This is a genomic window from Burkholderia lata (genome assembly GCF_902499025.1).
In the GTDB taxonomy this organism is placed as follows: domain Bacteria; phylum Pseudomonadota; class Gammaproteobacteria; order Burkholderiales; family Burkholderiaceae; genus Burkholderia; species Burkholderia lata_C.
The window spans coordinates 124,962-137,399 of sequence record NZ_CABVPW010000007.1 but is presented as its reverse complement, the minus strand read 5'-3'; the positions used below and the strand labels follow the sequence as shown (position 1 = coordinate 137,399).

13 protein-coding genes are annotated in these 12,438 nt (G+C 68.5%); 8 read left to right on the top strand and 5 right to left on the bottom strand.

The features are described from left to right. Positions 1 to 12 precede the first annotated feature (12 nt). Positions 13 to 918 carry an AraC family transcriptional regulator gene (locus BDI24065_RS09380; RefSeq protein WP_254609714.1) on the bottom strand — a complete coding sequence of 302 codons (906 nt, stop codon included), beginning with the start codon at positions 916 to 918 and terminating at the stop codon, positions 13 to 15. Between the two features lie 79 nt (positions 919 to 997). On the opposite strand from BDI24065_RS09380, the gene BDI24065_RS09375 reads away from it, so the two are divergent. The 5 genes from BDI24065_RS09375 to BDI24065_RS09355 all read left to right on the top strand — a co-directional run bounded on the left by BDI24065_RS09375 (position 998) and on the right by BDI24065_RS09355 (position 6,443). Further along, on the top strand, positions 998 to 2,320 hold the full coding sequence (locus BDI24065_RS09375; RefSeq protein ID WP_175030992.1) for a tetratricopeptide repeat protein: 1,323 nt from the start codon (positions 998 to 1,000) through the stop codon (positions 2,318 to 2,320). A gap of 171 nt (positions 2,321 to 2,491) precedes the next feature. Then, positions 2,492 to 3,730, top strand: a complete 1,239-nt coding sequence (locus BDI24065_RS09370) for an MFS transporter (RefSeq protein ID WP_175030991.1) — start codon at positions 2,492 to 2,494, stop codon at positions 3,728 to 3,730. Positions 3,731 to 3,833: 103 nt separating this feature from the next. Next, complete coding sequence (locus tag BDI24065_RS09365) at positions 3,834 to 4,742, top strand: LysR family transcriptional regulator (protein WP_175030990.1); 909 nt, start codon at positions 3,834 to 3,836, stop codon at positions 4,740 to 4,742. A 248-nt stretch (positions 4,743 to 4,990) separates the two neighbouring features. Beyond that, positions 4,991 to 5,299, top strand: a complete 309-nt coding sequence (locus BDI24065_RS09360) for an ArsR/SmtB family transcription factor (RefSeq protein ID WP_011354559.1) — start codon at positions 4,991 to 4,993, stop codon at positions 5,297 to 5,299. Positions 5,300 to 5,381: 82 nt separating this feature from the next. Continuing rightward, positions 5,382 to 6,443, top strand: coding sequence for an alkene reductase (locus BDI24065_RS09355; protein ID WP_175030989.1), 1,062 nt, complete (start codon positions 5,382 to 5,384; stop codon positions 6,441 to 6,443). A gap of 18 nt (positions 6,444 to 6,461) precedes the next feature. On the opposite strand, the gene BDI24065_RS09350 is transcribed toward BDI24065_RS09355, so the two are convergent. Beyond that, on the bottom strand, positions 6,462 to 6,989 hold the full coding sequence (locus BDI24065_RS09350; RefSeq protein WP_175030988.1) for a GNAT family N-acetyltransferase: 528 nt from the start codon (positions 6,987 to 6,989) through the stop codon (positions 6,462 to 6,464). Positions 6,990 to 7,077: 88 nt separating this feature from the next. On the opposite strand from BDI24065_RS09350, the gene BDI24065_RS09345 reads away from it, so the two are divergent. Beyond that, a complete protein-coding gene (locus BDI24065_RS09345; protein WP_175030987.1) occupies positions 7,078 to 7,689 on the top strand; it encodes a LysE family translocator in 612 nt (203 codons plus the stop codon). Positions 7,690 to 7,744: 55 nt separating this feature from the next. Continuing rightward, entirely contained in the window at positions 7,745 to 8,701 is a 957-nt protein-coding gene (locus BDI24065_RS09340) for an alpha/beta hydrolase family protein (protein WP_175030986.1), read from the top strand. On the opposite strand, the gene BDI24065_RS09335 is transcribed toward BDI24065_RS09340, so the two are convergent. After that, positions 8,698 to 9,618 (bottom strand): phosphatidylinositol-specific phospholipase C, encoded by a 921-nt coding sequence (locus BDI24065_RS09335; RefSeq protein ID WP_175030985.1) that lies wholly within the window; start codon positions 9,616 to 9,618, stop codon positions 8,698 to 8,700. The two genes, BDI24065_RS09340 and BDI24065_RS09335, sit on opposite strands and share 4 nt — an antisense overlap. A gap of 6 nt (positions 9,619 to 9,624) precedes the next feature. Here BDI24065_RS09335 and BDI24065_RS09330 point away from each other — a divergent pair, with 6 nt between their 5' ends. Next, positions 9,625 to 10,647, top strand: coding sequence for a LacI family DNA-binding transcriptional regulator (locus BDI24065_RS09330; RefSeq protein WP_175030984.1), 1,023 nt, complete (start codon positions 9,625 to 9,627; stop codon positions 10,645 to 10,647). Between the two features lie 32 nt (positions 10,648 to 10,679). On the opposite strand, the gene BDI24065_RS09325 is transcribed toward BDI24065_RS09330, so the two are convergent. Continuing rightward, positions 10,680 to 11,567, bottom strand: a complete 888-nt coding sequence (locus BDI24065_RS09325; protein ID WP_438820002.1) for a carbohydrate ABC transporter permease — start codon at positions 11,565 to 11,567, stop codon at positions 10,680 to 10,682. Further along, positions 11,537 to 12,406 carry a carbohydrate ABC transporter permease gene (locus BDI24065_RS09320; protein WP_043179796.1) on the bottom strand — a complete coding sequence of 290 codons (870 nt, stop codon included), beginning with the start codon at positions 12,404 to 12,406 and terminating at the stop codon, positions 11,537 to 11,539. Before BDI24065_RS09320 ends, BDI24065_RS09325 begins: the two co-directional genes overlap by 31 nt. Between the last annotated feature and the right edge of the window lie 32 nt (positions 12,407 to 12,438).

Genomic DNA, 12,438 nt, shown 5'->3' with positions numbered 1-12,438 from the left:
TTCCTCTCGCCTTCAGCGCGGCCGCGCCGGCGCGCGTTCGCCGAACTCGGTGCCGCGGCCGCGCATGTAGGCCTGCGGGCTGCTGCCCATCTCCAGCCGGAACGCGTAGACGAAAGCCGACGTCGAGCCGTAGCCCAGCTCCATCGCGACGCGTGTCACGCCGTGCCCGCCCGCAAGCAGTTCAATCCCCCTGAACAGGCGCATGCGACGGCGCCACGAGCGCAGGCTCATGCCGGTTTCGGCGACGAACCGGCGGGCCAGCGTGCGCGTCGACATCCCGAACATCGCGCCCCACTCCTCCGGGCCGCGCAGGTCCGCCGGATCCGCGTAGAGCGCTTCGCACAGCGACATCAGCGCCGCATCGCGCGGCCAGGGCAATGCCGACGGGAGCGCCGGCGCACGTCGCAGCTGGTCGAGAATCAGGTGGGTGATGCGCGCCGCATAGCCGTCTTCGTCGGGTTGCCCTTCGATTTCGCTCGCCTCGACGATCAGCGCCTTCAGCAACGGCGAGACGGTGAACACGCTCGGACTCGTGCCCGGCAGCGCCGGCCCCGCGTCGTCCGAGATCCACAGGCTTCGAAATTCCGCGCCCAGCAGCGAGCCGACGCGATGCCGCGCGCCGGTGGCGAGCCACACGGCCTGATCCGGCGATATGACGTAGGAACCGCCTTCCGCGATCACCGTCAGCGCGCCCGAGATCGCGTACACCACCTGATGCCAGCCATGATGATGTTCGGGAAAACAGTGGCGGGCGGGAATGAACTGCGCGCGCACCCTGAGGGGTGCCGGTGGCGCCGCGTTCGCCGGCGCCTCGATCGTCTCCCAGACCATGATGATTCTCCAGTTGGCAGATATTCTATATATCTTGTCTATTAATCGAAATACCGACACCGAGAAACTTGGTCTAATCATCGTCATGCCTGTCTCGCGACAACGCGCGCGCAATTGACCGCCGCCGCCCCGAACGCCAACGATACTTACCGGAGTTTCCCGCCTCATGGCCTGTTTCGACCGCTACAGCCTGCCCCTTTCGACGACGTCCGAACGCGCGGCCGAGCGCTATCGCGCCGGCGTCGACCTGCTCCTGTCCCTGTGGCCAGGCGCAGCCGAAACGCTCGACGAGGCGATCGCGGCCGATCCGGAATTCGCGCTGGCGCAGGCGGCCCGGGCACGCCTGCATGCGATCCGCGCCGAAATCGGTGAAGCACGCGCGATGATCACGAACGCGGTCGCGCTCGCTGCCCGCAACGGCACGCCGCGCGAGCGCAGCCACGTCAACGTGCTGTCGCTCGCGATCCACGGGCAGTCCGCACCGGCACTGACGGCCGCGCTCGAGCATGCCGACAGCTGGCCGCGCGACGTGATCGTGTTGTCGCTGCCGCTCGGCGCGTTCGGCCTGTTCGCGTTTTCGGGCATGGCGGATCACGATCAGGCGCGCGTCGATCTTTGCGAGCGCCATGCGCGGCATTTCGAGGACGACGACTGGTGGTTCCTGACGTATCGCGGCTGGGCGCATGGCGAAAACGGCGACGTCCGGCTCGGCCGCACGCTGACGCAGCGTGCGCTCGAATTGCGCCGGCACAACGTCAACGCCGCGCACGCGGTGGCACACGTGCTGTACGAGGCCGGCGCGAACGACGAGGCCGACGCGATGATCGCCGGCTGGCTGCCTGAATACGACCGCAGCGGCATCCTTCACAGCCACATTGCGTGGCATGCGGCGCTGATCGCGCTCGAACGCGGCGATACCGAACGCGCGCTCGCGATCTACGACGCGCAGGTTGCGCCGGCGGCGTCGCTGGGCGTGCCGATCAACGTGGTCAGCGATACCGCTTCGTTCCTCTGGCGCATGCAGGCTTACGGTCACACCGTTCCCGACGGCAAGTGGGACGATGCGGCCCGGTATGCATCGGACTACTTCCGGCAGGCCGGCTTCCCGTTCGCCGATGTCCATATGGCGTTGATCGCGGCGGCCACCGGCGCAAAGGCGGCGCTCGACGAGCGGGCGGGCGCGCTCGACGCGCTCGTCGAAGCCGGCACGCTGCGGGCCGGTACCGTGGTGCCGGCAATCTGCCGCGCAGCGCTTGCATTCGCCGACGAGCAATACGCACGATGCGCGGCCCTCCTCGAGCCCGTGGCGCATGAAGCGGTACGCATCGGCGGCAGCGGCGCACAACGCGAAATCGTGCAGGACACGCTGCTGGTCGCGTGGATGCGCAGCGGCGACGCCGGCAAGGCACGCGCGCTGCTCGAGCAGCGCCTGCATCGTCGGCCGTCGCCGCGCGATACGCGCTGGCTGGGTCAGCTCGTCACGGCCTGATTCGATCGTTTCCGGTCGACGTCACCCGACAGCGGCGCGACCCGCGCCCTCCATTCAGCCCCGCCCGTGCGAGCCGGTGCCCCTGCCGGCTCGCACGGGCACTTCCGTCCGATTCGGCGCGAGGACGGCGTGCGAGAAAGCGGACCGTCGCGCAACCGCCAAGGAAGTCATATGTGTTCAAGCATCGTGGAACCGCGCACCGGGTTGCGGCGCTGGCTGGTCGACGGAATCGGGCCGGTCGCCGCGATCGCGATCGCGCAGCTGTTCGGCACGGCGCTGTGGTTCAGCGCGAACAGCACGGCCCCGGACCTGATGCGGCTCTGGCACGCGAGCGCTGCCGACATCGGCTGGCTGACCAGCGCGGTACAGCTGGGCTTCATCTTCGGCACGCTTGCGATCTCGTTGAGCGGCGCCGCGGACCGGTTTCGCGCGAGCCGGATTTTCGTGTGCAGCGCCGTGCTCGGGGCCGCCTTCAATCTCGGTTTTGCGTGGCTGTCGAGCGGTCTTGCCACGGGCGCCGCGTTCCGGTTCGGCGTCGGCATCTGCCTCGCGGGCATCTATCCGATGGGCATGAAGCTGATCGTCGGCTGGGCGCCGGATCGCACGGGTTCCGCGCTGGCCCAGCTGGTCGCCATGCTGACGCTCGGCACGGCACTGCCGCACGCGATGCGGGTCGTCGGCACCGGTCTGCCGTGGCAGTGGATCATCACCGCGTCGTCGGTGCTCGCGCTGATCGGCGCCGTCGTGATCGGCGTCCTCGGTGACGGCACCCATCCGCGGACGAACGCCGCGGTCGGGCGGCAAGGCGGCCCGGCCGCCGTGCTCGGGGCGTTCCGGATCCGCGCGTTTCGTGCCGCGACGCTCGGCTACTTCGGCCACATGTGGGAGCTCTACACGTTCTGGACCGCCGTGCCGCTGTTGATCGCCCATACCGCGCTGGCGTCGCAGTTTCCCCGTGTCGGCGTGTCGGGCCTGGCCTTCGGCGTCATCGCCACGGGCGCAATCGGCTCGCTCGTCGGCGGGATGCTGTCGCGCACGCTGGGCAGTGCGAAGGTCGCACTCGGCGCGCTAGCCATCTCGGGGTTCTGCGCGCTGACCTTCGCACTCGCATGGCGCGTGCTGCCGCCGATAGCCATGGCGGTGCTGCTCGTCGTCTGGGGAGCGTCGGTCATCGCCGATTCGCCGCAATTCTCGGCACTGGCGGCACGCGCCTGCCCGCCGGCGTGGGTCGGCGGCGCACTGGCAATCCAGAACTCGATCGGCTTCGCCATCACGGTCGTCTCGATCGCCGCCACCACCGCGCTGCTCGAGAAGATCGGGCTCGATGCGATCTGGCTGCTGGTGCCGGGGCCCGTGCTGGGGCTCGCGGCGTTCCTGTGGACCTCGGCCCGGGGCACGGCGACAGCCTGACCCGCGCAGATGAGCGGCGTCATGGCGCCGCGAGCCGGCCGATGCGCGGCATACGTCCCGACGCCGGCGATCGCCTGTTGCAAGCAATGTGGGGAGTTCAACGATGCTCGATCTCCAGTATCTTTCGATCCTGAAGGAAGTCCAGCGCCTCGGCAGCCTGACCGCGGCCGCCGAGCGCCTCCATGTCTCGCAGTCGGCGCTGTCGCATATGGTCCGCAAGTTCGAGGAGCGGCACGGCGTCAAGTTCTGGACCAAGAACGGGCGCGGCCTGCGCTTTACGCACGCGGGCGAATACCTGCTTGCGCTGGCCGAGCGCGTGCTGCCGCAGATCGAACATGCCGAGCGCACGCTCGTCGAGTTTGCCGAGGGGCGACGCGGCGCACTGCGTGTGGGGATGGAGTGCCATCCCTGCCAGAAATGGCTGACGCGGCTGACTTCACGCTATCTCGCAAGCTGGCCCGATGTCGATTACGACGTCAGGACTGCGTTCGGTTTCGATGGCGTCGCGGCGCTGCTCGGCTATGAAATCGACCTGCTCGTCACACCCGATCCGGTCGACCTGCCCGACGTCGTGTTCGAACCGGTGATCGACTACGAGCTGATGCTGGTGGTACACGAGCAGCACCCGCTTGCCGCGCGCGAGTTCGCGCTGCCGCATGACCTGCTCGCCGAGGAACTGATCACGGTGCCCGTCGGCAAGGAGCGGCTCGACATCTATACGCGCTTCCTGGTCCCCGCCCATTGCCGGCCCAAATTCCATCGCACGGCCGAGCAGACCGAGCTGATGCTGCAGCTCGTCGCAGCACACCGGGGCGTGGCCGTGCTGCCCGACTGGCTGGTGATCGAGGAAGGCGCGTCCATGCCGATTCGCATGGTGCGTCTCGGTCAAGACGGCATTCACAAAAGCATCCACCTCGGCGTGCGTCGCGGAGAAGAGGACGTGGCCTATATCGCCGGCTTTCTGGCGCTGGCCCGGCAGCAGGACGTCAAGGCCGGCGGAAACGCAGGCTGACCGCTCGCGACACGTCGGCGCCGTCATGCGCCGCCGGGCGGGTACGGCCATAAGGTTCGCCCCTGTCTCGAGAGCAGACCCTACGCGCTCGGACCTCCCCCGGCGAGCGTCATTCTGATGCGACCCCAATCGCGCCTCCGCCTATCAACCCCATTGAGAACAATGCTTTCAAACATATCGTCAAGTTCCGATATAAGATTCGCCCATCGACGATACCTGTTTGCCTGACTGAAACGCCTACCCCATCCATGCCGACCGAACTCGACATCGACGCGATCCTGAAAGCGCTCTCGAACCCCGTGCGCCGGGAGATCCTCAACTGGCTGAAAACGCCGGGCGAGCATTTCCCGAACCAGACGCTGCCGTATGAACACGGCGTCTGCGCGGGCCAGATCGACGCGCGCTGCGGGCTGTCGCAATCGACCGTCTCCGCGCACCTCGCGACACTGCAGCGCGCGGGGCTCGTGACGTCGACGCGGATCGGCCAGTGGGCGTTCTTTCAACGCAACGAGGCCGTCATCGACGCATTTCACGACGCCCTGCGCCGCGAACTCTAGCCAACACGGCCGAACCGGCCATGCGGAACGCTGTCGCCCATGACGCGACGGTTTCCCGCCTTTCGTGAAGAGGTTTTTTGCCATGCCCACCCTGTTCGATCCCGTCACCCTCGGCGACCTGACCCTGCGGAACCGCATCGTGATGGCGCCGCTCACCCGCTCCCGTGCGGGCGCCGCACGCGTGCCGAACGCATTGATGGCCCGCTACTACGCCGAGCGCGCCACGGCCGGCCTGATCATTACCGAGGCAACGTCGGTCACGCCGCAGGGCGTCGGCTATGCGGATACCCCCGGCATCTGGTCCGACGAGCAGGTCGAAGGCTGGAAACAGGTGACGCAGGCCGTGCATGCGGCCGGCGGGCGCATCGTGCTGCAACTCTGGCACGTCGGCCGGATCTCCGACCCGGTGTTCCTGAACGGTGACCTGCCGGTCGCGCCGAGCGCGATCGCCGCGGGCGGCCACGTGAGCCTCGTGCGTCCGCAGCGCCCGTACGTGACGCCGCGCGCGCTCGAACTCGACGAAATCCCGGGCATCGTCGCCGCGTACCGCAAGGGCGCCGAAAACGCGAAGGCCGCCGGCTTCGACGGTGTGGAGATCCACGGCGCGAACGGCTACCTGCTCGACCAGTTCCTGCAGGACAGCACCAATCGCCGCACCGATGCGTACGGCGGCCCGGTCGAGAACCGCGCACGCCTGCTGCTCGAAGTGGTCGACGCAGCGATCGACGTGTGGGGCGCCGGCCGCGTCGGCGTGCACCTTGCCCCGCGCGGCGACGCGCACACGATGGGCGATTCCGATCCGGCCGCGACGTTCGGCTATGTCGCACGCGAACTCGGCCGCCGCAAGATCGCGTTCATCTTCACGCGTGAATCGTATTCGGGCGACCACCTGAGTCCGCGCCTGAAGGAGGCGTTCGGCGGCCCGCTGATCGCGAACGAACAGTTCACGCTCGACACCGCGCAGGCTGCACTCGCGAACGGCAGCGCCGACGCGATCGCATGGGGCAAGCTGTTCATCGCGAACCCCGACCTGCCGCGCCGCCTCGAACTCGGCGCAGCGCTCAACAAGCCGGTGCCGGAGACGTTCTACGCGGAAGGCGAAACGGGTTATACCGATTACCCGGCGCTGAGCGACGCGGCCTGACGGCCGGGCAGCGCGTGTTCAGCGGCGCACGTCCGCGCGCATGAACACGCGCTGCGTCTCGTCGAGCCCGAGCGACACGTGGTGCGCGCGGATGGCACGCAGCGTGTCGTCGAGCGTGGCGTCGTCGACGATGCCGAAACCCAGGCGCGCGTAGTACGGCGCATTCCACGGCGCGTCGCGAAACGTCGACAGCACGACCTCCGCGATACCCTCCTGCGCCGCGCGCGCCATCACCTGCTCGATCAGGCGCGCGCCGATCCGCTGTCCGGCATGCGACGGCGCGACATCCAGTTCTTCCAGGTAAAGCCGCTGCGCATCGAGCAGCCGGTAGAACGCAAATCCGACGCACGTGCCCTGCGGATCGACCGCCACATACGCGCGGCCGCCGTCGATGCGCACGAGCACGGCGGCCGTATCGGTCGGCTCGCCTTCGGCGATGTGGGTCATGCCGATTTCGCGGAACCGCTGCGCGGCGGCGACTTCGACGGCGGCCATCGCGGCCGCGTCTTCCCGCGTGGCGGGACGAATCAGGATCGATGCAGTCATCACGGCAATTCAGGCAGGCAGTCTGGAACGGCCGTCACTATAATCGAAACCTCATACGTTTCGAACGCCCCCACCCACGAGGTTCGTCATGACGTTGTCCGCGCTCGCCGTGTTCGCTGTCACCCTGCTCGTCACCGCCGGCACACCCGGGCCGAGCGTCGCCGCGCTGGTCGCGCGCGTGCTGACGAACGGCGTGCGGGACGTGCTGCCGTTCCTCGCGGCCATGTGGCTCGGCGAGGCGCTGTGGCTCACGCTTGCGGTCGCGGGGTTGTCCGCGTTCGCACGCACGTTTGAAACGGGCCTGATCGTGCTGAAGCTGCTCGGCGTCGCGTACCTGCTGTTCCTCGCGTGGAAGATGTGGACCGCGCCGACGGAAACCGGCGCCGACGACCTGCCGCGCGGCCAGTCGCCGTGGCGCATGTTCGTTGCAGGCATGGCCGTCACGCTCGGCAATCCGAAGATCGCCGTTTTCTATCTCGCGCTGCTGCCGACTCTCGTCGATCTCGCGCACGTCGGCGTGACCGCGTGGGCCGAACTCGTCGGCACGATGCTCGCGGTGCTGATCCTCGCCGACTGCTTCTGGTCGCTGCTTGCGTCACGCGCACGGGCGTTCCTGACGTCGGCGCGCGCGAAGCGGTTCGCCAACCGCACGAGCGCGACCGCGATGGCCGGTGCGGCAGTGGCAATCGCGACGCGCTGAACGCATCTGTCCGGCGCACGTCGCGCCTCGTCCCCTCCATTGCCCGGGAATCGACATGAAAACCTGGCTTTCGGCTGTCCTGCTCTGCCTGTCCGCCACGGTCGCGCACGCGGCCGGCGTCAAGTTCGTCAGCATCCCGGCCGACGCGGCCGGCCCCGAGCTGCGCGCGGCGATCTGGACGCCCTGCGCAACCCCCGCGCAATCGCTCACGATCGGCCCGTTCCTGCTGAAAGGGCAACGCAACTGCCCGACCGTCGGCGACAAGCTGCCGCTCGTCGTGATCTCGCACGGCCACGCCGGCACCTACTTCGGGCATCACGACCTCGCCGAAACGCTTGCCGATGCGGGCTACGTCGTCGCGGCGATCAATCATCCCGGCGACACGCATGCCGACACCAGCCACTCGGCCGACCTGAGGGAACTGGCCGAACGGCCGGTGGACATCAAGCGCCTGGTCGACTACATGCTGGCCAACGGGCCCGACGCCGCGCATATCGATCCCGCGCGGATCGGCTTCTTCGGCTTCTCGCGCGGCGGCTACACGGGCCTCGTGCTGGCCGGCGCCAATCCGGATTTCGTACACGCGCACGTGGCATGCCCGGATCCGACCTGGCTGATCTGCAAGCAGATCCGCGACCACGACCTGCCGCGCCAGCCGCTCGCGCACGATCCGCGGATCAAGGCCTACGTGATCGCCGACCCGATGAACGAATTCCCGACCGCCGATTCGCTGAAGGATGTGCACGCGCCGATCCAGCTCTGGGCGTCCGAAGCGGGCGGCGACGGCGTCGAGCCGGAAACAGTGCCCGCGCTGGCCCGCCTGCTGCCGCAACGGCCGGAATTCCACGTCGTACCGAATTCCGCGCATTTCGCATTTCTCGCACCGTGCTCCGAGCAACTGGCGCGCAACTCGCCCGAAGTCTGTAACGATGCGAAGGGATTCGATCGCGCGGCATTCCACGACACGCTCGACGCAAAGGCGCTCGCGTTCTTCAGCGCCCAGCTCCACTAACAGCGCAACGTCTTGCGCCAGATACCCGGCGCCGGAGCATGGTCGTTGCACGCGATCAGCGCGCGCACCAGCGCCCAGTCGTCGTCATCGCAGAAGTCGAGCAGCATCGCGCCATACGGGCCGGGCTGCTCGCGCAGTCGTTCGGCCAGCCGCGCATGAATGCCCCGCACCCTGCCGACGCCGTGCGCAACCACCGACGGATTCGCGCCCATCCCGGTTCCGCTGCAGAAGTTGATCGCCCAGCGGCCGCTGTCCGGCGACGGCAGGTCCGTCAGGAGCGCGTCGATCGCGCGCCACTTCCAGCCGATCGATGCGGCCACCGGCACTCGGTATTCGTCCTGGATCACGAACGCGCCGTCGGGATGATCGATCGTGAACGTCGCATTGTCGGGCCACGCGGTCAGGTCGATGCCGAGCGGCCGGCTGCTGCGAAAGCGCCGCAGCAGCACGATCGCGCCGCGCACGTCGGCGAGCGCGGGCAGCGTGCCGCCGGCATGCCAGCGCAGCCGCGGATGCCGCGCGCGATGCGCGTCGAACGTCGCATCGAAACTGCGCGTGCACGCGTGCGCCGGCCATTCGTCCTTCACCGACATCACGATGCATTCGCGCGGATGCGTTTCGAGAAAACGCGCACAGGTTTGCAGCACGTCGTCGAACGTCATGCCGAGCGCGATGCCGCCGTGATGGATGTCGAACGCATCGCGCACGTGCCGGCAGCGGATGTCGAGCAGCCGCACGCCCTGCGCGAGCTGGGCATCGAGCGGCGCACGCTGGGTGCGCACGAGCCAATCGTCGACGGTATACGCACAGGTGTCATGGCTGCCCGGTAGGGTCAGCGTATGCAGCAGCCGCGCATCGTCGAGCGCCGACATCCAGTCGGCGAGCGGCATGCACGTATCGTGGCTCGAAGGGATCATGAATCGATGAATGACAAGGAAAGAAAGCCGTGGGTAACGGCGTCGGATGTCGCGGTGCGGGCTGGCGTGTCGCGCTCCGCAGTGTCGCGTGCATTCTCGCCGACGGCGAGCATCGCCCCGCAAACACGTGAGCGCGTGATGGTCGCCGCGCGCGCGCTCGGCTACCAGGTCAACCTGATCGCGCGCGACATGATCACGCAGCGCAGCAGCATGATCGGCGTCGTGACGGCCGGGTTCGAGAATCCGTTTCGCGCGCGGCTGCTGTCGGACCTGATGGCCGCGCTCGGGCAACGCGCGCTCACGCCGCTCGTGACCAATGCGGAAGATCCGCGTCAGGTCCGGCAATCGCTCGAACAGTTGCTCAGCTACCGGATCGCGGGCCTCGTGATGACGTCCGCGTCGCCGCCGCTGGCGGTCGCGCAGCAGTATCTCGAACACCGGATTCCGGTCGTGATGATCAACCGCGAAGCGAACCTGCCGGGCGCCGACATCGTCGTCAGCGACAACGCGGCGGGCGCCGTCCATGCGGCGCAGCGGCTCGTGCGGGCCGGCGCGCGCCGGCTCGCGTTCGTCGGGCCGCGCGGGGCGAGCTACAGCGCGCAATCGCGCGCTACCGCGTTCGAGCACGCGATCGGGCGCGGCGACGCATTCGATGCAACGCTCGCGCACGTGCTCGACACACCGTCCGACACCCATGCGAGCGGCGTCGAAGCGGCGCGGCACCTGTTCGCGAACGGCAAGCGGCCCGACGGCGTGTTCTGCTCGTCGGACCTGCTCGCGCTCGGCGTGATCGACGTCGCGCGCAGCGAATTCGGGTTGCGCGTGCCGGACGACGTGCGCGTGATCGGCTTCGACGACATCCCGGCCGCCGAATACGATGCGTATCGGCTCACGACGCTTCGGCAGGACACGCGCGGCCTCGCGCAGGCGGCAGTCGACCTGCTCGCCGACCGGATGCAGACGTTCGACGGCCCGTCGCGCACGCGCATCGTGCCGGTCACGCAGGTGGTGCGGGCCAGTTGCGCATAACAAGGGGGAATCGGGCGCGGCGACGCCGCGCGTCACTTCAGCCCGCCCGCGAACCCGCGCAACAGGTAGCGCTGCACGTAACCCGCCACGGCCAGCGTGGGCAGCGACGCCATCAGCCCCGCGCTCATCAGGTCGCCCCAGTCGATGCCGTTCTCCGTCACGTAGCCGGCAATCGCGAGCGGCAGCGTGAAGCGGCTCGGCGTCGACACGAACAGCAGCGCGATCAGGAATTCGTTCCACGCGGCGATGAACACGAAGATCGCGGTCGCGATCAGCCCCGGCGCGCACAACGGCAGCACGATCTGCACGAGCCGTCGCGCGAGCCCCGCGCCGTCGATGCAGGCCGCTTCCTCGTATTCGATCGGCACGTCGCGCACGAACGCGAGCAGCATCCAGATCGCCATCGGCAGCGCGTAGATCTGGTACGCGAGCATCAGGCCGAGCGTCGAATCGAGCAGGTGCAGCCGCTTCGCCAGCGCGAACAGCGGCACCGCGATCGTGATCGGCGGCATCAGCTTCAACGCGAGCACGAGCACCAGGAACAGCAGGTCGAGCCGCGCCGGAAACCGCAGCCGCACGAGCGCGTACGCGGCTGGAAACGCGAGCGCCAGCGCGAGCAGCGTCGTGCCGAAGCCGACCAGCAATGAATTGAACAGCGGCGCGCCGATGCCGTTGGACCAGACCGATGCGAAATGCTCGAAGGTCGGCGCGGCCGGCCAGATCCGCAACGGATGATCGAGGCGTTCGAGCGTCGGCATGAACGCCGCGCCGGCCATCCACAGGCACGGCAGCAGCAACAGCGCGAGCGCGATGACGCGCAGTGCCCACGGCATCGCGCGACCGAAAGCGGCGCCCGTTCGAGCGCCCGTGATGCGAGCGGGTTGCGCCGTCATGCGCGCCGCTTGCGAACCGTCTGCCATACGTACCCCGAGACCAGCAGCGCGGACGCCGCGAGCATCAGCACCGACGCGGCACTCGCCGGCCCGACGTTGAAGAAGCGGAAGCCCGTGTCGTAGATATAGGTCGACAGCGTCTGTGTCGCATTGCCGGGGCCGCCGCCCGTCAGCGCATAGACCTTGTCGAACAGCTTGAACGTATCGATCGAGCGCAGCAGCAGCGCGAGGCCGATCTGCGGCGCCGCGAGCGGCAGCGTGATGTCGCGCAGGCACTGCCACTCGCTCGCGCCGTCGGTGCGCGCGGCTTCGTACAGTTCCTGCGGAATCGACTGCAGCCCGGCGAGCACGATCAGGAACGCCATCGGCGTCCACTGCCACACGTCGACGAGCGCGAGCGACCACAGCGCGAGATGCGGATCGGACAGCCAGCGCACGCCTTCGATGCCGAACGCCGCGAGCAGCGCGTTCAGGAAGCCGTCGAAGTTGAGCCAGTTGCGCCAGATCGCCGAGCACACGAGCGTGGACAACATCATCGGCAGGATCGCGAGCGGCAACGCGATGCGCCGCCCCGGAAACGCGCGCACGAACAGCAGCGCGAGGCCGAAACCCAGCGCGACTTCGGCGAGCGACGCGACGATCGTGAAGCGCAGCGTGTTGCCGAAGCCGGCCGTGAACGCGTCGTCGCCGAGCACCGCGCGATAGTTCGCGAGCCCGGCAAACGCGCGGCGGCCGGCCGAGTAGTCGACCTGGCAGAACGAATCGATCAGCACCTGCGCGACCGGGTACAGCGCGAGCGCGGCAAGCACCAGCAGCGCGGGCCCGAGCAGCGCGACGAACGGCAGGCTGCGGCCGAAGGCTTTCATGCGCGGTATCCCGTCGCTGGTTCGAGGCGAGC

What these genes read in the sequence shown, in the direction of transcription:
- BDI24065_RS09365 (WP_175030990.1), top strand. Translation starts at nt 3,834, where the DNA reads ATGCTCGATCTCCAGTATCTTTCGATCCTGAAGGAAGTCCAGCGCCTC.
- BDI24065_RS09345 (WP_175030987.1), top strand. Translation starts at nt 7,078, where the DNA reads ATGACGTTGTCCGCGCTCGCCGTGTTCGCTGTCACCCTGCTCGTCACC.
- BDI24065_RS09330 (WP_175030984.1), top strand. Translation starts at nt 9,625, where the DNA reads ATGAATGACAAGGAAAGAAAGCCGTGGGTAACGGCGTCGGATGTCGCG.
- BDI24065_RS09340 (WP_175030986.1), top strand. Translation starts at nt 7,745, where the DNA reads ATGAAAACCTGGCTTTCGGCTGTCCTGCTCTGCCTGTCCGCCACGGTC.
- BDI24065_RS09380 (WP_254609714.1), bottom strand. Translation starts at nt 918, where the DNA reads ATGACGATGATTAGACCAAGTTTCTCGGTGTCGGTATTTCGATTAATA.
- BDI24065_RS09370 (WP_175030991.1), top strand. Translation starts at nt 2,492, where the DNA reads ATGTGTTCAAGCATCGTGGAACCGCGCACCGGGTTGCGGCGCTGGCTG.
- BDI24065_RS09355 (WP_175030989.1), top strand. Translation starts at nt 5,382, where the DNA reads ATGCCCACCCTGTTCGATCCCGTCACCCTCGGCGACCTGACCCTGCGG.
- BDI24065_RS09335 (WP_175030985.1), bottom strand. Translation starts at nt 9,618, where the DNA reads ATGATCCCTTCGAGCCACGATACGTGCATGCCGCTCGCCGACTGGATG.
- BDI24065_RS09320 (WP_043179796.1), bottom strand. Translation starts at nt 12,406, where the DNA reads ATGAAAGCCTTCGGCCGCAGCCTGCCGTTCGTCGCGCTGCTCGGGCCC.
- BDI24065_RS09350 (WP_175030988.1), bottom strand. Translation starts at nt 6,989, where the DNA reads ATGACTGCATCGATCCTGATTCGTCCCGCCACGCGGGAAGACGCGGCC.
- BDI24065_RS09375 (WP_175030992.1), top strand. Translation starts at nt 998, where the DNA reads ATGGCCTGTTTCGACCGCTACAGCCTGCCCCTTTCGACGACGTCCGAA.
- BDI24065_RS09360 (WP_011354559.1), top strand. Translation starts at nt 4,991, where the DNA reads ATGCCGACCGAACTCGACATCGACGCGATCCTGAAAGCGCTCTCGAAC.
- BDI24065_RS09325 (WP_438820002.1), bottom strand. Translation starts at nt 11,567, where the DNA reads ATGGCAGACGGTTCGCAAGCGGCGCGCATGACGGCGCAACCCGCTCGC.